The organism is Paenarthrobacter sp. E2MeOHC11, assembly GCF_058744955.1.
Genome location: NZ_CP196673.1, coordinates 2624359 through 2642575, shown reverse-complemented (window position 1 = coordinate 2642575; position 18217 = coordinate 2624359). Strand labels below are relative to the sequence as shown.

Below are 18217 nucleotides of genomic sequence, written 5' to 3'. Positions count from 1 at the left end.
CCCACGTTCCGTAACAGCGGAACCCGGGTGTCGCCGTCGTCGGTTAACGCGCCCAAGCAGGTCGCACTTCAGGTCGTTCCGAGCGCTGGGAACGACCTGAGCTGCGACTCAGTGGGTGCGGACGCGGCGGAAACAGACATCGGATCATTCGTGGCTACTATTGGTCCATGGCTGTCACAGACGAGGCGATCAGCAAGATCAAAGACATGCTGATCCGCGGGGAACTTAAGGCTGGCGACCGACTTCCGCCGGAAAAGGAACTGAGCGAGAGGCTTGGCCTTTCAAGGAGTTCGTTGCGGGAAGCCGTGAAGGCGCTCGAGCTGATCCGCGTGTTGGACGTCCGTCGCGGAGATGGCACTTACGTCACCAGCCTGGACGCCAAGCTGCTCAATGAAGCCGTGGCATTTGTGGTGGACCTGCACCAGGACAGGTCCATCCTTGAGCTCTTTGAGGTCCGACGAATCCTGGAACCGGCCACCGCACACCTGGCGGCGGGCAAAATCGGACCCGGGCAACTGCTGGCCCTCCGCAGCACCATGGACGGTATCGACGAAAACACGGACGTGGAAGAACTCGTGGCCCATGACCTCGAGTTCCACAGCATTATCACCGAAGCCGCCGGTAACGACTACCTCGGCAGCCTCCTTGAAGCCCTGTCAAGCAGCACAGTCCGGGCACGGATCTGGCGGGGACTGACCCAGGAAAAGGCTGTGGCGCACACCTTGGCCGAGCACCACGCAATCGCGGACGCCCTGGAACGGGGCGATGCCGAACTGGTGCGGGCTTTGGTTACCGTGCACATCAGCGGCGTGGAAAACTGGCTGCGGCAAGCCCTCTAGCTTTCCTCGCGCTCTAGGCGCCAGCGTGCGGAGCAAGGCCGTAGGTACGGATCGCAGTCCCTTCAAGCACAGCGTCCTGCTCGGCCGGACTCAGGGTGGAAACGAGTTCCAGCAGGACGTCCAGGGTCCGCCCATACGGCGCTCCGAGCGTACTGACCGGCCAGTCGCCGCCGATCATCAACCGCTCCGGGCCGAAGGCCTCCAGAGCTGATTCGAACAAGGTCAGCAAACTGTCCGCCGAGTACTCAACGCCCGGCACGTGAAGTCCGGACAGCTTGGCCACGGCGTTCGGCTGGCGCCCAAGGGAACGGAAATCGGCGTGCCACGAGTCCATGGCCCTGGGGTCGGCAAGAGGCGGCTTGCCCAGATGATCGAGCACTATGGTCAGTTGGGGCATCTCACGGGCCAGCCGGACCGCCGACCCCAGATGCCGGGGAAAGGCATCCGGGACATCGAAGGCGAGCCCGCGCCCTGCCACCAGCGCCAGCGACTCGCGAACGGCCGGCAGGTGGAGGAAGTCAGCCCGGGGATCCTCATGGATCAGGTGCCGGACGCCCTTGAAAACGGGGTGGGCGCCAAAACGGGCCAATTGCTCGGCGGCCTCGGTCGGTGACTCCAGCCGCACCCAACCCACCACTCCCAGTACCCAGGAATTCCGCGCGGCCACAGCCAACATGGCCTCGGTGTCGGCCTCGGTGTCGTCGGCCTGCACCAGGACGGCTCCCCTGGCCCCGGCAGCATCCAACACCTCATGGGCCTCGTCCTCGCCGTAGCTGCGGAAGAGCGCACCGTGCTGCGGACCGAGCCAGGAATAGGGGCGCGCTCCGCCGGTGACGAAGGTGTCCAAGGCCCACAGATGCAGGTGCGAGTCAATCACGCCCGGACGCCTCCAGTGCTTCCCACAACTCGTCGGGAACGGTTTCCTCCATCCGGGCCGCGTTCGTGGCGACCTGCTCGGGAGCGCTGGCTCCGGCGGTCACGTTCACCACGGCGGGATGCCGCAACGGGAACTGGAGTGCCGCCGTCGGAAGTTCCACGCCAAAGTCGCGGCAGACCGTCGCCAGGTGACGTGCCCGTTCCACCAGTGCTTTCGGTGCCCGGTCGTAGTTGTAGTGGGCGTCGTCGGGGACTTCCGCTCGGGCCAGCAGCCCGGAGTTGAAAGCACCAACGCTGACGACGCCGGTGCGGCGCTCCACACAGCGCTCAAGCAGCGGGACGCTGGGCTGCTCAAGCAGGGTGTAGCGTCCGGCGAGCATGACAAGGTCCAGGTCTGCGGCTTCGACGCATTCGAGCGCAGCCTCGGCCGAGTTGATGCCCACGCCGATTGCCTTGATCAGGCCCTCGGACCGCAGCTTTTCCAGTACCGGCAGCGCCTGGGAGATTCCGGCTTGGAGGTCGTGGACGTCGGGATCGTGGAGATACGCGATGTCCACATGGTCCAGGCCGAGGCGCTCCAAGGAGTCTTCGATGCTGCGCCGAATGCCGGCGTCGGAGAAGTCCCATACTCGCCGGGTGCTGGCAGGGACATCGAAGCCTTCCGGGTCCTGTCCACCGGCGTTGTTGGGTTCCAGCAGCCGGCCGACCTTGGTTGAGATGACAAACTCGTCCCGCGGCTTGTCCCGAAGGACGGCTCCAAGTCGCTGCTCGGACAGGCCCAGGCCGTAGTGCGGCGCGGTGTCGAAGTAGCGGATCCCGGCGTCCCAGGCAGCCAGGACAGTGGCGAGCGCCTCCCCATCGGGGATGGAACGGTAGAGGTTCCCGATCCCGGCCGCGCCAAAGCCGAGCCTGCCCAGATTAAGTGGCGTCAGTGATTCAGCATTCATGGCAACTCCCATACCTTTTGAATACCCTGATCCTCCCCTGAGTAATCGTCCTGGACCTCCAAAAGTTCTGCCATCCTGGCCTGCCACGGCACATTGGCAGGGTGGTCGGCGAGCGCGTGGCGCATCGATTGGTAGTCGTCGACGTCCACCACATGGAAGAGGTGGAGCCCGCTGCGCCAAATACGCCAGTTCCTGACCCCGGCGTCTTTGAGAGCCGCAACCAATTCAGGCGGGATGTGCTGGTGGGCGTCGGCGTATTCCTCTTCGGCTCCCGGTTTGAGCTTTGTGTGGAGGGCGATGCTCTCAGCCATGGGATGCCCCGCGCTCCGCAGTCCCGGGCTTCAGGAACAGTTCCAACACTGGAACTGCAACGTCGGGGCGTTGAACAGGCAGCTTGATGGTCAGTGTTCCTGGGGGTTGGCCGCCCGGTGTCATGTTCATTGCCTGCTGCCCGGGGTCCACCTCTTTGAGGAAGACCTCCGAGGCATCGTTCAGCAATTGCGCGTACTCGACCTTGCCCGCGAGGTCCGGCAGATGAACGTACTCGAATGGCCACGCAAAGAGGTGGACATAGAGCCGGTCGCCGCGCTGGGTGTAGCGGGCATCCGCTGGGGCCGTCAACGGCGAAGCCCCGGCACCGTAGATGGCGCGGGAGTGCAGCTTCATCCACTCTCCAATGCCCGCCAAGGAGGCGAGCGCCCGGGGATCGATGCTGCCCCGGCCTGTCGGCCCGACATTGAGCAGCAAGTTGCCGCCCTTGGACACCCCATCCACCAGCATGCGGATGAGCAGGTCCACGGACTTGTCATTCAGATTGTCCCGGTCGTAGCCCCAGCTGCCGTTGAGAGTCTGGCAGGCCTCCCAGGTGACCGGTTCGCCGTCGAGCATCATGGGGCCAGCGGGCTGGTACTGCTCCGGCGTGACGAAGTCTCCCGGTATGTCCAGCCGGTCATTGACGATGATTCCGGGCTGCAGCTCCCGCACCATGGCGAGCAGTGCTTCCGAGTCCCAGTCCTTGCGACCCTTGCCACCCCAATAATCCTCTTCGTGTCCACCTGTGTAGGAGAAGTCGAAGAACAGGTAGTCGATGGTGCCGTAGTTGCTCAGGAGCTCACGGACCTGCCCATGCAGGTAGTCCCTGTAACGGGCCATGTCCCGTCCGCTGTTCAGGCTTTCGACGTCGGCCGCGTTGCGTTGCGGATGGACCCCGTCAATAGTGAAATCGGGGTGGTGCCAGTCGATAAGGGAGTGGTAGAAACCAACCTTCAGCCCTTCGGCCCGAAGTGCTTCCACATAGGGGGCGACCAAGTCCCGGCCCGCAGGAGTATTGGTGGCTTTGTACTCCGTCAGGGCTGAATCCCACAGGCAAAAGCCGTCGTGGTGCTTGGTGGTGAGGACCACGTACTTCATCCCTGCTTCCCGGGCGGCGCGGGCCCACTCCCGGGGATCGTAGAGATCCGGGTCAAAGCGCCGGAAGTACTTGGAGTACTCCTCCACAGTGGTCTCTTCGCGGTTCATTACCCACTCGTGCCGTGCCGGGAGCGCGTATAGGCCCCAGTGCACGAACATCCCAAAGCGTGCTTCTTCGAACCAAGGTGCGTGCTGGATCAACGGGATTCCTTCCATACGGGGCCGTTCGGAAAGCTGTACGCGGCCAGTGTTTCACGGAGCATTTCGTTGCCGGCTCCGGGAGCCGACGGCGGCCAGTACGCGCCGCTGTGGACAACTACGGGTGTGATGAAGTGTTCGTGGAGGTGATCCACGAACTCAATGGTCCGGCCTTCCTTTGTCCCGGATACGGCGATGTAGTCGAACATGGACAGGTGCTGCACGGCCTCGCAGAGCCCAACCCCGCCGGCATGTGGGCATACCGGGACGCCGAACTTGGCGGCGAGCAAGAGGATGGCGATGTTCTCGTTGACTCCTGCCACACGGGCAGCGTCGATCTGCAGGACTTGGAGTGATCCGGCTTGGAGCATCTGTTTGAACACCACCCGGTTCTGGACGTGCTCCCCGGTTGCCACGGGAATCGGAGCAACGCCGCGGGCGATGGCTGCATGGCCCAGAATGTCATCCGGGCTGGTGGGCTCCTCGATCCAGGCAATGTCGTAGGGGGCCAGATGGGCCATCCAGTCGATGGCGTCCTGGACGTCCCAGCGCTGGTTGGCGTCCACGGCGATCCTGATATCCGGGCCAACTGCTTCGCGCGCAGCCCGGACGCGACGGATGTCATCCTCCAACGAGCCTCCGACCTTGAGCTTGATCTGCGTGAATCCGTCGGCCACGGCTTCCTTGGCCAGCCGTGTCAGTTTTTCATCGCTGTAACCCAGCCAGCCCGGCGTCGTGGTGTATGCAGGGTAGCCCTCGGCGAGAAGAGCCGCTGTGCGCGTTTCCCTTCCCGGCTCGGCGGCTCGAAGTATCGCCAACGCCTCGTCAGGGGTGAGCGCATCCGTGAGGTAGCGGAAGTCAACCAATGCCACGAGCTCTTCCGGAGTCATCCCGGCAAGCAGCTCCCAGAGGGGCAATCCGGCGCGTTTGGCCTTCAGGTCCCACAGGGCGTTCACCACGGCGCCGATGGCCATGTGAATGACGCCCTTCTCCGGACCGAGCCAGCGGAGTTGGGAATCGTGGGCCAACAGTTTCCAGGTGGCGCCCATGTCTGCGAGCAGGTCCTCAACTGTCCGGCCGATGATGTGCCCGCGGAGGGCATCGAGTGCCGCAGTTTCCACCTCGTTGCCACGCCCGATGGTGAACACAAAGCCGTGGCCCTCATGCCCGTCCCCGGCGTCGGTGCGGATGATCAGGTAGGCGGCGGAGTAGTCGGGGTCCGGATTCATGGCATCCGAGCCGTCCAGTTCGAGGGATGTGGGGAAGCGGATATCGTACGTATCCACTGCGGTAATGGTGCTCATGCGGCTCCTGAAGTGCGTCACGATTCTTCACCGAGCCTAAACATCCGATGTCTGCCTTGTCAATGGGTCACATTTCCGTATTATGGGGGGGAAACAGCACACTAGAGCTCGGATGTTAGTCCCGAACGCACGGAGGAAGCCATGACCTTGAAATTCGCCAGGCTGGGTACGGCCGGAAACGAACAACCGGCAGTCATCGCCCAGGACGCCGACGGCACCGAGAAGTACTTCAACCTTTCGAGCCTGACCAGCGACATCGACGGCACTTTCCTCGCCTCCGACGGCATCGAACGCACCCGTGAGGCCCTGAATAAAGGGGAACTTCCGGAAATCCCAGCCGCAGGCCTGCGCATCGGCGCTCCCGTTGCCCGCCCCGGTGCCGTGGTGGCCATCGGCCTGAATTACACGGCCCACGCTGCCGAATCCGGTGCGACGCCGCCCGAGGTTCCCGTAGTCTTCCTCAAGCCGAGCAACACCATCGCCGGCCCGTTCGACGCCGCCCCCATCCCGCCGTCGTCGGAAAAGTACGACTGGGAAGTTGAACTGGCGATCGTGATCGGCCGCGAAGCGTCATACCTTTCCTCTGTTTCAGAGGCTGAAGCATGCATCGCCGGCTACGCAGTGGCCAACGACCTCTCCGAGCGCGAGTACCAGATCCCCGGTGCGGCCGGACAGTGGACCAAGGGCAAATCCCTCCCCGGCTCCACTCCCTTGGGCCCGTGGTTGGTTCCCGCCTCGGACGTCGACCCCGGCAACCTGCGCCTGCAGACACTGGTCAACGGAGAAGCCCGCCAGGACTCCACGACCTCGGACATGATCTTCGACCCTGCCACGATCGTCCATCATCTCAGCCAGTACATGGTCCTCGAACCCGGCGATGTCATCATCACCGGCACCCCCGAGGGCGTCGCACTGTCCGGGCGCTTCCCGTTCATCCAGCCGGGTGACGTTGTGGAACTGGAGATCGACGGCTTGGGCCGTCAGCGCCAGGAGTACTTCCGGGCCACGTCCGGCTCGGCCACAGGTACTGGCCACGCCGTTTCCTTCGCCAGCACCACTGCCTGACCCGATGGCAACCTCGGTGGGCAATGAATTCGAAGGCCTCGCAGCTCTGGTGACCGGCGGCGCCTCCGGGATCGGAGCGGCCATCGCGGACCGCCTGGCGGCCGGAGGTGCGCAGGTGGCGGTCCTCGACCTCGCCCCGGAAACCAGCCCGCACTTTGGCGTGCAGTGCAACGTTGCCGATGACGCCTCGGTGCGTACCGCCGTCGAAAGCGTTGCCAGGCAGTTCGGCCGCCTGGACATCGTCATCAACAACGCCGGCATCGGCGCCCAAGGTGACATCGCAGCGAACGACGACGACGAATGGCTCCGCGTCCTCAACGTCAACGTGGTGGGAATCGCCCGGGTCAGCCGGGCAGCCCTGCCATATCTGCGTGAGTCGCCGGCTGCCGCGATCGTGAACACCTGTTCCATCGCCGCCACGGCAGGGCTCCCTCAGCGGGCGCTCTACTCTGCGTCCAAGGGGGCGGTCCTGTCCCTGACGCTCGCCATGGCGGCTGACCACGTGCGCGAGGGCATCCGCGTGAACTGCGTGAACCCCGGCACCGTGGACACTCCGTGGGTGGGCCGACTGCTCGATTCGGCCGCTGATCCCTCCGGCGAGCGCGCCGCGCTCAACGCCCGCCAGCCCCACGGCCGGATGGTTGACCCCACGGAGGTGGCCGGTGCCGTCGCGTACTTGGCGAGCCCGCTGTCAGGTTCGACGTCGGGCACCTCGCTGGCGGTCGACGGCGGCATGCAGGGTTTGCGGTTGCGGCCGGTTCAGTAACCGGTGTGGGGCTGGATCAGAAGAGCCCGTTGAAGATCTGCCAGCCCCAGCCAACGGTTTCGGCGCCTTTCCAACCACCGCGGCCATCGGCGTAGTACATCACCAGTTCGCCGGCCGCGTTAATACCGTGCACGTCATTGAAGCCATCGCGGTTGAAGTCCCCTGCGCTGCCGATGCTGGTCAGCGCGTTCCAGCCCTGCCCGATCCGGCGTGAGCCGGTCCATCCACCTGCGCCGTCTCCACCGTAGAGATGGAGTCCTCCGGCCTTGTCTTTGGCCAGGACATCCACGTTGCCGTCGCCATCAAAGTCGCCGGGACCGATCAGGAGGTCCATGACGTCCCAGCCCTGGCCGACCTTCACCCTGGGACTCCAACCTCCCCACGGATGCGAAGGGAAGACGTAGAGATCCCCGTTCGCCTCGCTGCCCAAAAGATCATTGAGGCCATCGCCGTTGAAATCGCCGGGACCCACCACTTTGTCCATGCTGTTCCACCCCCAGCCCACGGCATAGCGGAAGGTATAGAACCCGCCGTCACCCGTTCCTTGGAAGCGGTACAGCGTCCCGGAACCATCGGTGGCCATGAGGTCGGTGATGCCGTCAGTGGTGAAGTCTCCGGCGGCAAAGATCCTGGTAAACGCGTCCCATCCAGGGCCTACTTGCCGGGTTTCCTGCCAACCTTGGACCCCATCCCTCCCCAGGTACATCAAGAGTGTTCCGTCGCGCCTGCGGGCCATCAGCTCAAACACGCCCCGGCCAGTGAAGCCCTCCGCCCGCATTGGTTCTTTGCGGATCTCCTCCGACTCGCCGGTGACAACTTCCTTGCCGGCGCAGTTGGTAGGCGAGCCAGTGGCAATCGCAGAGATCCGGCCGCCAATGTCATCAGCTTCCAAGGGATAGAGGTATGGAGAATAGGGCGGACTGGTTTCCACGGGTTCGCCGTCCCGAAGCCACTGGATGGAATAGCTGGACTCGCCGCCCCCACCGCAGTTGGCGAAGTAGGCCGGCGCACCTTCCACGGACAGGACCGCGCCCACGATCGGATGGCCATAAACGCTCACATCCCGGGCGTCTGCTGCGTGCGCGGCCGGCATCAAGGTAGTGCCCACCAGCAACGCAGCCATGACTCCTGCCGCGCCGATTCTTTTCCCGCAAAACAGGCCCACGATTCTCCCTCGAAAGGTGCCATATGCGCCCATCCTAGGAGGCGCCTCCGACGGCGGGACGAACGCGGGGGGCGACAGGCCGCCGTCGTGCGCTGTTTCCTGCGGTGCCTCCATTGCGTAACGCAACTGGCCCGCAACGTCCGGCCCTCACGGTTCGCCTATGCTCAACCACAAGGAATCAACGGCGACTCACTTAGCAAACCCAGGAGACACGGCCATGAGCAACTGGCGCATCAGGGACTTCCACTCGTCCGACCTCGACGGCATCCTGCACCTGTGGGAATCACTCAAGGCCGATGGCGTGGAACCCGTCTACGCGTTGTCCGAGGTCCTGGCATCGTGCGAAAAGGACCACGCGGTGGTGGCCGTGCAGGGTGATCAAGTAGTTGGCGCCGCAGTGGGCCGCGCCGCGCACGACCAAGGCTGGATCGTCTTCCTGGCCACCCTCACCGAATTCCGCGGCCGTGGCATCGGAACCTCGCTGCTGTCCGCCGTCGAGAACCGCATGGCTCCCCACGGCCTGAACAAGCTGTCCGCGCTGATGCCGGAAACCGAGACGCGCGTAGAGGCGTTCCTTGGCCGCGGTTTCGTGGTGAAGAAGAACCTGCGCTACTTCGAACGGACCATTCCCGTGCAGCGGCAGGAGCTGGGCGCATTGGGGCTGCTCGGCGGGCGGATCCTGGCGCGGGATCTCTGGGAGAACGTGGCGGGCATGCGCCGTGAGAAGGAACTGCTGGAACGCCGCTTGGTGCTGCCGCTGGCCGAGGCCGACCTCGCCGACGAATACGGCGTGGTCCCGCCGCGCGCCGTCGTGCTGTTCGGCCCGCCAGGCACGGGCAAAACCACTTTTGCCAAGGCCATTGCTTCACGGCTCGAGTGGCCGTTCGTTGAGGTCTTCCCTTCGCGTTTGGCCGCTGATCCCAAGGGCCTGGCCGGTGCGCTGCGCGAGACGTTCCTGGAAATCGCCGAACTGGAGCACGCCGTGGTGTTCATCGACGAGGTGGAGGAAATCGCGTCACAGCGTGCCGGGGATCCGCCGTCGCCGTTGCAGGGTGTCACCAACGAGCTCCTTAAGATCATCCCGGCCTTCCGCGAGCAACCCGGCCGTTTGCTGGTGTGCGCCACCAACTTCATCCGCGCCTTGGACACGGCGTTCCTCCGCCACGGCCGCTTTGATTACGTGATCCCCATCGGCCTGCCCGACGTCCATGCCCGCGAGGCCATGTGGCAGCGATTCATCCCCGCCACCGTGGTGGACTCGGTGGACATCGCCCAACTGGTGGAACGGACCGAGGGCTTCTCGCCCGCAGACATCGAGTTCGCTGCCCGCAGCGCCTCCCAGCGTGCTTTGGAAAAAGCCGTGTACGACGACGACGGCTCCGGTCTTGCGAGCAACGGACGCAAGGGACCGGCCACCCAGGACTACCTCGACGCGATTGGCGACACCCGGACGACTGTGAGCCCGGAGGTGCACCAGGACTTCCTGGAGGACATCGACGTGCTGGGCCGGGTCTAGGGGCACTTTTTCGCGAGATCGCCGCAGCGGTGTGGGTTCGCCGGAGCAATCCGGCAATCTGGACGCAATCCGGCGATCTCGGCGCAGGGACATTGGCGACGGTAATCTTTGAGCCATGTCCACGAATCCCCTTCGCCATGCGCTTTCCCGCATGGGCGGCCGCGATCCCCATGAAAAGCACCGTACAGCCACTCCGTTGGAGCTGTTCTTCGACCTGACCTTCGTCATTGCATTCGGTGTTGCCGGCGGCCAGTTCGCCCATGCCGTGGCCGAGGCGCATTTCTGGCCAGGGTTGTTGGCATTTTCGTTCGCCATGTTCGCGGTGATCTGGGCCTGGATCAACTTCACCTGGTTCGCCAGCGCCTACGACACCGACGACTGGGTGTTCCGCGTCGTCACCATGGTTCAAATGCTGGGGGTGCTCATCCTGGCCATGGGCATCGAGCCAGTGTTCCACTCCATCATCGAGGGCAAGCACGTGGACAACGTCACCATGGTGCTCGGGTACATCGTGATGCGGGTGGCCCTGATCTTCCAGTGGCTGCGTGCTGCCCGCCAAGACCCCGAACGCCGCGAGACCTGTTTGCGCTACGCAAAGTACGTGGCAGCCATACAGGTCGGCTGGGTGGCGGTCCTCCTCATCGATGCGAACGTCCTCACGACGTTCCTCATGGCCACGCCCCTGTTCATCCTGGAGATGGCGGCACCGTACTTCGCCGAACGCAAGATCCGCACCCCTTGGCACGCCCACCACATCGCCGAGCGCTACGGACTCCTGGCCATCATTGCCCTGGGTGAGTGCCTGATCGGCGCCATCGAAACCCTGCGGGCGATCGTTGCCTTGCACGGTTGGACGCTGGATGCCGCCTTGGTTGGCCTCAGCGGAACAGGCTTGGCGTTCGCCATGTGGTGGATCTACTTCATCCTGCCCTCAGGTCCGGCGCTCCATTTCCAGCGGAACCGTTCGTGGGTCTTCGGGTACGGGCACATCTTCATCTTCGCTGCCATCGCCGCGACGGGAGCCGGCCTCCATGTCGCCGCCTACTTCATCGACCACGAAGCCCACATTCCTGCGGCCGCCGCGGTCGCCTCGATCGCGTTGCCGATCATCCTGTTCAAGGTGTCCCTGACAACGCTCTACAGCATCATGCTCGGGAGGGACCGCGAACTGATCTGGAGCACCACACTGGTGGTCCTTGCCCTTGCGGGAAGCATCGCCATGGCGGCGGCCGGGGCTTCGGTACCGCTGTGCATGCTGGAGATGATGGTGGTCCTGGGCCTGTCCATCGCCTACGACGAACGGCGTGGGCACAAGGGCAGGGCGGCAGCGCTTCGACGGCTGGAAGCTGCCGCCGGCTAGGGTTCTCTTCGCGTTGTGAGGCCAACCTACTCGGGAACGATCTCGTCCAATTCCGCGATCAGGTACGGATTGATCCGCTCCAGGATCATCAGGATTTCCTCGCGGGGAACCGCCGTGTACAGCACTGGGCGGGAATCAGCGTAGCGGGTCACCGGCGGCTTGTCCGGCCACTTCTCAGCGAGGGCTTGGACCCGCTCAGGGAGCGAGTTGTGGGCATTGTCGGCGATCTTCACCAACGTGGCGTCGTGGTCCTCGGCAACGTAACGGATGCCGGCGTCGTAATCTTCCGGGTCGTCGTGGAAGCGGCGGGTGACTCGTTCGATAATCGCGAGCGCCCGTTCAGAGACGCCCATGTCCAGCAACGCCTGCCGGGTGATGGGCGTGTCCTCAGCGATGTCGTGAAGGTAGCCGGCGATCTGGATGTCCTCGTCGAAGTCCGCGAGCGCATCGCCCACGGCCAGGACATGTTCCCGGTATGGACGTTTGAGCTTGTCTTTCTGCCGGTTGTGGGCCACCTCCGCCAGGACCTGGGCTGTCTCTACAGTGAAGCGTGGTTCGGTCATGCGGGCCTCCGGGTTGAACATGGGACCACGGGGATTGGTCCCATGTTCAGGCTATCCGCTGTTGAGTGACCGAAAGCGCGCTTTGCGGGTTGGGGACCTGTTTACCAATCCTGAACTGCGCGTGCGGCGATGGCGACGGTGACGGCCCTCGGCAAGCGCTGCGCGAACCCGGCCGCAATGCGGTTGACCCAGCCCGAGACGACGCTGCCGGGTGTTCCCTTGCGATCGAGGGCCTTGAGTGCAGTCCCCACAACCTGTGCAGAGGTCTGCATCTTGCCTACGGCCGCGGACTCACCGCCAAGGACTTCGAAGAACTCGGTGCGGGTTGCTCCAGGGCAAAGCGCCAGGACATTGAGTCCGGAATCCTTGGTCTCGTGGGCCACGGCTTCGGTGAAGCTCAGGACGAACGCCTTGGTGGCACCATAAACGGCCATGCCGGGGATGGGTTGGAATGCGGCCGTGCTGGCGACATTCACCAGGGCGCCCTTCCCGGAGGCGAGCAGGTTTGGCAGGAAAGCGCGGGTAATGTCCACGAGGGCGGCAACGTTCAGGGCAATCTCAGACGCGATGGTGTCCGGGTCCTCCTCGACCAAAGGACCATGGGTGCCGAAACCGGCATTGTTGATCAGCGTATCCACCGTGATTCCACGGCCTGCCAGCTCGTCGAAGAGCTCACGGCCAACGCCTGCGCGGCCCAGATCCATGGGGAGCACCGTCACGGTGACTCCGCTCTTGGAGCGCAGTTCCGTGGCCAGCTCCTCCAAGCGATCCACGCGCCGGGCAACCAGGACCAGGTTGGAGCCACGGGCAGCGAAGCGGTGGGCGAATTCAGCACCGAGTCCGGAACTGGCACCGGTGATGAGTGCGGTGGTGCCGGTGTAGGTCATGGTCATGGCATATCCAATCGGTTTGAGGCTGAAACTGATGTAGTCACTGTCAACATGGTAGGCAGTGTCTACTTTGTTGTCAATGACTACATTGGCCTAGACTTATCCCATGATCGAGCAGCCCTACCACCACGGCAAACTCCGGGAAGCCCTCCTGGAACGCGCCATGGAAACCATCGAAGAAGGCGGCGTTGACGGACTCTCCCTGCGGCAACTCGCCCGCGACGTAAATGTCAGCCACGGGGCCCCGGCCAAGCACTTCCGCGATAAACAAGCCCTGATTGATGCGATGGCACTGGCTGGCTTTGAGTCGATGAACAGCCTCATCCTGGAGGCCGCCCAGTCCGACAGCGATCTCCGCAGCCGCTTCGTCAGGGTTGGAAAGGCATACGTCGACTTCGCCGTTGCGCACCCGGCCCTCCTGACCGTGATGTACTCCACCAAGCACCACCCTGATTCCAGCACCGAATTGCGAAGCACAGGCGAGCAAGGGATCCAGGTTGCCCAGGACATGATCACCGAGGCACAGGAGGCCGGCGCCCTGGCTCCAGGCGACCCCGAAACGCTGGCCATGGTGTGCTTCGTGAGCCTCCACGGCGCCGCGCTGCTTGCGGCCGGCAATCATCTGGAGGGAACAACGGTGGACGCCGTAGTGGCCGCCACCACCGACACGTTATGGGCCGGCATGGCGGCCGGAGTCCGTTCCGCGCAGCTCGCGCAAGCAGCGCAGCCCAGCTAGGCGCACAGCACAGCCAGGCGCACAGCAGAGCTAGGCAGCGAGCAGAGCTAGGCAGCGAGCCCCGCGATCACTTCCCTCACCGCCGAGCTCAGCTGGAAGTTGCGGCAGCCCACTCCCCCGGGCTCGGCCTGCTGCGGCACGTACCCAAAGCCGAGTTCATACACGGGGTCCGCGAACCCCAACGATGCGCTGGCGCCGTCGTGTCCGAACGCGCGGTAGCTGCCGAACGGCATCCGGCTGTGCGACTTCATGAAAACTGTGCCAAAGCAGCCTGTTTCCCCGAAAACGCGGTCAATCCCGAACACCCGTTCGGCGGTTACCGCACGGATCGTTTCCTCGGTGAGAAGAGGCGCGACGGCGGCCTGACCGTCGGACACTGAAGCGTCGCCTTCGCCAACGAAGCCCGTCAAGGCCGCCGCATAGATCCTCGCCATTCCTTCGGCACTCGCCACGCCGGCAGCGGAACTCAACCCTGCTGCCCTCACTTCGCGGATGTTGGGCAGGTCCAGGATCTCACCCACCGCGGAGTTGGCCGCCAGGCCGAAGTGGCTGGCGGGATCCACCCATGGCCACGAAGGATCGGCGGTCCAACGGAACGGGGCAAACCGGGCTTCTTCGGAATCGGGCAGCCCGAGGTAGAAATGGGCTCCGGTCACCGCGCGGATCCGCTGTTCGAAGACTTTCTGCAGCGTGGAACCGGTGATACGGCGACACAGCTCTTCCATAAAAATGCCGATGGTCAGCGCGTGATATCCGAACGCCGCGCCCGGTTTCCACAGTGGTGGCAGCTTGGCGAGCTTCACTGCGGCGAGCTCGGAGTTATTAACCTCCTCAAGCGTCAGCCCGCCTTCTACGCCCAAAAGCCCGGCCTGATGGGACAGCAGCTGCCCAACGGTGATCGACGTTTTGCCCTCTACGCCAAACTCGGGCCAGTACTTGACCACCTCGACATCAAGGTCCAGAACTCCGTCCTGGACCAGCAGCGCCATGACCAGTCCCGCCATGCCTTTGGAACACGAAAATACGCCAGTCACCGAGTCCGGGCGGGTGTGCGGTCCGCCGCTAAGGTCCAGCACTTTGACGCCGCGGTGGTAGGCCGCGACTTGTGCCGAGTAGTCCGGATCCTGGTCGAGGAAACGGCCGAAGAGCTCGGCGACAGTTTCAAAACCTGGGGCGATCACCTGTGAATGCATCCAGACAGCCTACGTGGTGGGGCTCTCAGCTTCGGGGCGTTATCCACACCCAAGGCTCCTTCGGCAGGGTTCCAGGGCTGAATGCCGGGAGAGCCCCGGGCAACGGACCGGCTGGAAGATGGAGCGATTCAAGGATCAGGTCCCGCACCCGTTCCGCAGGAATTCCGACGGCGGCGAGGTCGCCCAGCGTGACCGCGCCGTCCCGCTTGGCCAGCCTGGCGCCGTCGTGGTTTACCACCAGCGGAACGTGGGCGTATTCCGGAGTCGGCAGGCCCAACAGCGTAGCCAAATACGCCTGCCGGGGAGTCGATGGAAGGAGGTCGTCGCCGCGCACCACCTGGTCAATTCCCTGGGCGGCGTCGTCCACCACGACTGCCAGGTTATAGGCGGTTACACCGTCGTTCCGGCGCAGCACGAAGTCGTCCACCACGCCCACGTACTTGCCATGCAACTGGTCCTCAACAGCCCACTCAGTAACGTCCGAAAGCAGGCGGATCGAGGCCGGACGTGAGGCGCGCCGGATCTCACGTTCGGCGTGGCAAAGCCGTCGGCACGTGCCCGGATACGCACCCTGAGGAGCATGCGGCGCGGACGGCGCCTCTTGGATCTCCCGCCGCGTGCAGAAGCATTCATAGGTACGGCCCTCATGGGTGAGGCGGGCGATCGCGTCGTCGTAGAGCGCCGCGCGCTCAGTCTGGCGTACGACGGCGGCGTCCCAACCGACGCCGATTGCCTCAAGATCGCGGAGCTGCTCCGCCTCCGCACCGGACCGGGCGCGGTCCAGGTCCTCGACGCGCAGCAGGAAATCACGGCCGCTGGACTTCGCGAACAGCCAGGCGAGGATGGCCGTGCGGAGATTGCCGACGTGCAACTCACCGGAGGGGCTCGGGGCGAAGCGGCCAGCAGAAGTCATGATCCAAGCCTATGCGGGTCTTTCGGGCCGGGCGGATTGTGCGCCTGAACTCCCGGCAACGCAAGAGCCCCTCAGCTACCGCAACGATCCGGTGGCTCAGGGGCTCTTACTGTGCTGCCCGCACGAACGGGCGAGTGCAGAATGACAATGCTGTGAACAAGAGTCAATCAGCGGCTGCTTCCTTGCGGGAAACCTGTGCAGGGCTCCGGGTGGTGTTCCGGGTGCCTGGTGCCTGCGGGGTCCGGCGGTAGCCTCGTCCTGCTTCGTTGTCACCATTTGAGCAGGAGACATACAGTTGGTGCAACGGACAACGATAAGAATGGTCGATCTGACCAGTCTGCTGTGAAAACATGGACAGGAAGTGGTCACATTGCAGGAACTCGACGCCACGGACCGCCGGATCCTCGCCGCGCTTGATGAGGACCCGAGGGTGCCCATCATGGTGTTGGCCCAAAGGCTCCACCTCGCGCGGGGGACTGTTCAATCCCGCCTGGAGCGGATGACCGCGGCAGGGGCCCTGCGCCCGAACAGCAGCCGTGTACTGCCGTCCGCCCTGGGGCGCGGTGTTGCCGCCGCGGTCAGCGCAGAACTCGACCAGAGCCATTTGAACGAAGCCATCGCCGCCCTCCGGAACATCCCCGAAGTCCTCGAATGCCATGCACCCGCAGGCGACACCGACCTCATTATCAGGGTGGTGGCCAAAAGCCCGGACGACCTTTACCGGGTCTCCGAGGAAATTCGTCTATGTCCTGGAATCGTGCGAACGTCCACCAGCATGTTCCTCCGGGAAGTCATTCCGTATCGAACCACCGGCCTGCTTCAGGAGTAGGCACGCACGTTTATCCACATAGGGCAGTTGTGCCCATGTGCCGGTCTCTGGCCCCGGCCTAGGATGGGACAGATCAACGGCAGACAAATCTGGGGGCATAGTGGCGGGCAACTTCTACGGCGCAGACGTCGCGCAGCTGCGCCAGTTGGCCAAGGAACTGGCCCGCAAAGCGGACCGCCTCACGGATTTGGGACAACAGTTGTCAGGGTCAATCACCAACAGTCCATGGCGGGGGAACGACGGCGACCGCTTCCGTCATGAGTGGAACAGCTCGCATCTGCGGGCCCTCCAGAGCGCGGCGTCCGGCATAAAATCCGCCTCCGAGAGTCTTCTCAAGAACGCCCAGGAACAGGACACTGCCAGCACAGGTGGCGGTCCCGGTGGCGCAGGCTCCGGCGGAGCTGGTTCGTCGGGCGGGAACGGGCAGGAGCTCACGGACCTGCTGAACGCCATGACGCCCGGGGAACGTGCTGAATACCTCCGAAGCGACGAATTCAAGAGGTGGGCGCTCGAACATCCCGACGCAGCCAAGGCAGCCATGGATGCGGCCGCCGATTCGGGGCTTATCGAAAAGAAGTCACCCGAATACTCCCAATTCCTCAGCGATTACTGGAACCAGCAGGCCATGCGGGAGATGGGCATCGATCCCTCCACTTGGGACACCAGCAAGGGCACCGAGTACAACTGGGAAACCATCAAGAAGGTCTACGACTTCTACGGACAGGCCTTCCTGGCCAACCCGGACCTCCAATGGGCCGGCATGGCCAACATGATCGGCCCCTCCTTCGCCGGCGGCTTCAAGGACATGGCCATGCTGCGCGACCTCGCCCAGCAAATAGCCGACAACCCGGCGTCGGACATCCCCGTCCCGGTGCTGGACCAGATCGAGCAACTGGCCGGCATGACCGATGCCGAGATCAAGTTCTATGAGACGTCCATGCTGGACATGAACAAAGAGATCTTCCTGGACCAGGCCCGCCAGCACCAGGCGTACATGAATGGCGGCATCGACGAGATCAACCGTCTCCGTGATTCCGGGGCCATCGACCCCGGAACTGCAGAGGCTTGGGCACAGATCGATTCCGGCGACCCCGCACAGGTCAAGGAGGGCAACACAGCCCTGTTGTACCGCGAGCAGAACGAAATCATCGCTGACGATTACACGAACATGCGCAACCACCCTGGCGGGGAAGCCGTGACCTACATGGTCACCCTGGCCGGTGAGCCATCCATCCCTGGAGCCAAGAGCTATCCCGAGGTCTTCCCTTACGAATTCAGCGTGGAGAGCCCGGGACCCGAGAACGTCCCCTTCACCAACTGGGATAACCCGGCACAGTTCCGCACGGATTTCACCACTGGGTTCCCGGACGGCAACATCGCCGATGCCGACCAACGGTGGGCGCTGATCCAGCAAGACACTCTCCCGGCCTACCAGGACCTGTTGGCCAACGATCCGCAGGAGGCCAGGGACATCATCGGATCAGACTTCAACGATCGCGTTGAGCAGTATCGGCCTACCAACAATATTCCCGGCATCATGGACCGGTTCCTGGATGGCTTCGACGCGGAGGTGCACCAATGATGCGGCCGTTCCGCGGGCTTCGTCAGCCAGCACTCTCCGTGGTTGTCGGTCTTGGACTCCTGGCC

18 protein-coding genes are annotated in these 18217 nt (G+C 63.9%); 8 read left to right on the top strand and 10 right to left on the bottom strand.

What is annotated here, in order from left to right:
- Window positions 1-167: 167 nt before the first annotated feature.
- Complete coding sequence (locus ACSSVG_RS12405; RefSeq protein ID WP_231340285.1) at window positions 168-839, top strand: FadR/GntR family transcriptional regulator; 672 nt, start codon at window positions 168-170, stop codon at window positions 837-839.
- A 13-nt stretch (window positions 840-852) separates the two neighbouring features.
- Here the strand turns inward: ACSSVG_RS12405 and ACSSVG_RS12400 are convergent, their stop codons facing one another.
- The 5 genes from ACSSVG_RS12400 to ACSSVG_RS12380 are packed head-to-tail and all read right to left on the bottom strand — an operon-like array spanning window position 853 to window position 5574.
- Window positions 853-1716: an amidohydrolase family protein gene (locus ACSSVG_RS12400; protein ID WP_492415062.1), complete on the bottom strand. Its 864-nt coding sequence runs from the start codon at window positions 1714-1716 to the stop codon at window positions 853-855.
- Window positions 1709-2674: an aldo/keto reductase gene (locus ACSSVG_RS12395; protein WP_374110759.1), complete on the bottom strand. Its 966-nt coding sequence runs from the start codon at window positions 2672-2674 to the stop codon at window positions 1709-1711. The genes ACSSVG_RS12400 and ACSSVG_RS12395 overlap by 8 nt, the downstream gene beginning before the upstream one ends.
- Complete coding sequence (locus tag ACSSVG_RS12390) at window positions 2659-2973, bottom strand: L-rhamnose mutarotase (RefSeq protein WP_231340282.1); 315 nt, start codon at window positions 2971-2973, stop codon at window positions 2659-2661. Before ACSSVG_RS12390 ends, ACSSVG_RS12395 begins: the two co-directional genes overlap by 16 nt.
- Window positions 2966-4273: an alpha-L-fucosidase gene (locus tag ACSSVG_RS12385; protein WP_492415061.1), complete on the bottom strand. Its 1308-nt coding sequence runs from the start codon at window positions 4271-4273 to the stop codon at window positions 2966-2968. The genes ACSSVG_RS12390 and ACSSVG_RS12385 overlap by 8 nt, the downstream gene beginning before the upstream one ends.
- The gene (locus ACSSVG_RS12380) at window positions 4270-5574 is read right to left on the bottom strand and encodes an L-fuconate dehydratase (protein ID WP_492415060.1); all 1305 of its coding nucleotides are present in this window, start codon (window positions 5572-5574) and stop codon (window positions 4270-4272) included. The genes ACSSVG_RS12385 and ACSSVG_RS12380 overlap by 4 nt, the downstream gene beginning before the upstream one ends.
- A 141-nt stretch (window positions 5575-5715) precedes the next feature.
- Between ACSSVG_RS12380 and ACSSVG_RS12375 the strand changes: the two genes are divergently transcribed.
- Both ACSSVG_RS12375 and ACSSVG_RS12370 read left to right on the top strand, forming a co-directional pair.
- Window positions 5716-6639: a fumarylacetoacetate hydrolase family protein gene (locus ACSSVG_RS12375; RefSeq protein WP_492415059.1), complete on the top strand. Its 924-nt coding sequence runs from the start codon at window positions 5716-5718 to the stop codon at window positions 6637-6639.
- A 4-nt stretch (window positions 6640-6643) separates the two neighbouring features.
- Window positions 6644-7405, top strand: a complete 762-nt coding sequence (locus ACSSVG_RS12370) for an SDR family NAD(P)-dependent oxidoreductase (RefSeq protein WP_492415058.1) — start codon at window positions 6644-6646, stop codon at window positions 7403-7405.
- A 16-nt stretch (window positions 7406-7421) separates the two neighbouring features.
- Here ACSSVG_RS12370 and ACSSVG_RS12365 read toward each other — a convergent pair whose 3' ends face one another.
- Complete coding sequence (locus ACSSVG_RS12365) at window positions 7422-8528, bottom strand: FG-GAP repeat domain-containing protein (protein WP_492415057.1); 1107 nt, start codon at window positions 8526-8528, stop codon at window positions 7422-7424.
- Between the two features lie 259 nt (window positions 8529-8787).
- Here ACSSVG_RS12365 and ACSSVG_RS12360 point away from each other — a divergent pair, with 259 nt between their 5' ends.
- Complete coding sequence (locus ACSSVG_RS12360) at window positions 8788-10086, top strand: ATP-binding protein (protein WP_253464865.1); 1299 nt, start codon at window positions 8788-8790, stop codon at window positions 10084-10086.
- Between the two features lie 115 nt (window positions 10087-10201).
- The gene (locus ACSSVG_RS12355; protein ID WP_231340275.1) at window positions 10202-11446 is read left to right on the top strand and encodes a low temperature requirement protein A; all 1245 of its coding nucleotides are present in this window, start codon (window positions 10202-10204) and stop codon (window positions 11444-11446) included.
- A gap of 26 nt (window positions 11447-11472) precedes the next feature.
- On the opposite strand, the gene ACSSVG_RS12350 is transcribed toward ACSSVG_RS12355, so the two are convergent.
- Both ACSSVG_RS12350 and ACSSVG_RS12345 read right to left on the bottom strand, forming a co-directional pair.
- On the bottom strand, window positions 11473-12009 hold the full coding sequence (locus ACSSVG_RS12350; protein ID WP_492415056.1) for an HD domain-containing protein: 537 nt from the start codon (window positions 12007-12009) through the stop codon (window positions 11473-11475).
- Window positions 12010-12110: 101 nt separating this feature from the next.
- On the bottom strand, window positions 12111-12902 hold the full coding sequence (locus tag ACSSVG_RS12345; protein ID WP_231340274.1) for an SDR family NAD(P)-dependent oxidoreductase: 792 nt from the start codon (window positions 12900-12902) through the stop codon (window positions 12111-12113).
- Window positions 12903-13005: 103 nt separating this feature from the next.
- On the opposite strand from ACSSVG_RS12345, the gene ACSSVG_RS12340 reads away from it, so the two are divergent.
- On the top strand, window positions 13006-13635 hold the full coding sequence (locus ACSSVG_RS12340; RefSeq protein ID WP_231340273.1) for a TetR/AcrR family transcriptional regulator: 630 nt from the start codon (window positions 13006-13008) through the stop codon (window positions 13633-13635).
- Between the two features lie 47 nt (window positions 13636-13682).
- Here ACSSVG_RS12340 and ACSSVG_RS12335 read toward each other — a convergent pair whose 3' ends face one another.
- Window positions 13683-14828, bottom strand: coding sequence for a serine hydrolase domain-containing protein (locus ACSSVG_RS12335; protein ID WP_492415055.1), 1146 nt, complete (start codon window positions 14826-14828; stop codon window positions 13683-13685).
- Between the two features lie 25 nt (window positions 14829-14853).
- Window positions 14854-15741 (bottom strand): tRNA glutamyl-Q(34) synthetase GluQRS, encoded by an 888-nt coding sequence (gene gluQRS, locus ACSSVG_RS12330; RefSeq protein WP_492415054.1) that lies wholly within the window; start codon window positions 15739-15741, stop codon window positions 14854-14856.
- A gap of 370 nt (window positions 15742-16111) precedes the next feature.
- On the opposite strand from gluQRS, the gene ACSSVG_RS12325 reads away from it, so the two are divergent.
- Window positions 16112-16570 carry an Lrp/AsnC family transcriptional regulator gene (locus ACSSVG_RS12325; RefSeq protein ID WP_231340290.1) on the top strand — a complete coding sequence of 153 codons (459 nt, stop codon included), beginning with the start codon at window positions 16112-16114 and terminating at the stop codon, window positions 16568-16570.
- Window positions 16571-16670: 100 nt separating this feature from the next.
- Window positions 16671-18152: a WXG100 family type VII secretion target gene (locus ACSSVG_RS12320; protein ID WP_492415053.1), complete on the top strand. Its 1482-nt coding sequence runs from the start codon at window positions 16671-16673 to the stop codon at window positions 18150-18152.
- The last annotated feature ends 65 nt before the right edge of the window (window positions 18153-18217 follow it).

Bases quoted from the DNA above. Each gene is read 5' to 3' on its own strand.
- ACSSVG_RS12405 (WP_231340285.1), top strand. From the start codon at position 168: ATGGCTGTCACAGACGAGGCGATCAGCAAGATCAAAGACATGCTGATC.
- ACSSVG_RS12395 (WP_374110759.1), bottom strand. From the start codon at position 2,674: ATGGGAGTTGCCATGAATGCTGAATCACTGACGCCACTTAATCTGGGC.
- ACSSVG_RS12390 (WP_231340282.1), bottom strand. From the start codon at position 2,973: ATGGCTGAGAGCATCGCCCTCCACACAAAGCTCAAACCGGGAGCCGAA.
- ACSSVG_RS12380 (WP_492415060.1), bottom strand. From the start codon at position 5,574: ATGAGCACCATTACCGCAGTGGATACGTACGATATCCGCTTCCCCACA.
- ACSSVG_RS12375 (WP_492415059.1), top strand. From the start codon at position 5,716: ATGACCTTGAAATTCGCCAGGCTGGGTACGGCCGGAAACGAACAACCG.
- ACSSVG_RS12370 (WP_492415058.1), top strand. From the start codon at position 6,644: ATGGCAACCTCGGTGGGCAATGAATTCGAAGGCCTCGCAGCTCTGGTG.
- ACSSVG_RS12365 (WP_492415057.1), bottom strand. From the start codon at position 8,528: ATGGCTGCGTTGCTGGTGGGCACTACCTTGATGCCGGCCGCGCACGCA.
- ACSSVG_RS12360 (WP_253464865.1), top strand. From the start codon at position 8,788: ATGAGCAACTGGCGCATCAGGGACTTCCACTCGTCCGACCTCGACGGC.
- ACSSVG_RS12355 (WP_231340275.1), top strand. From the start codon at position 10,202: ATGTCCACGAATCCCCTTCGCCATGCGCTTTCCCGCATGGGCGGCCGC.
- ACSSVG_RS12350 (WP_492415056.1), bottom strand. From the start codon at position 12,009: ATGACCGAACCACGCTTCACTGTAGAGACAGCCCAGGTCCTGGCGGAG.
- ACSSVG_RS12345 (WP_231340274.1), bottom strand. From the start codon at position 12,902: ATGACCATGACCTACACCGGCACCACCGCACTCATCACCGGTGCCAGT.
- ACSSVG_RS12340 (WP_231340273.1), top strand. From the start codon at position 13,006: ATGATCGAGCAGCCCTACCACCACGGCAAACTCCGGGAAGCCCTCCTG.
- ACSSVG_RS12335 (WP_492415055.1), bottom strand. From the start codon at position 14,828: ATGCATTCACAGGTGATCGCCCCAGGTTTTGAAACTGTCGCCGAGCTC.
- gluQRS (WP_492415054.1), bottom strand. From the start codon at position 15,741: ATGACTTCTGCTGGCCGCTTCGCCCCGAGCCCCTCCGGTGAGTTGCAC.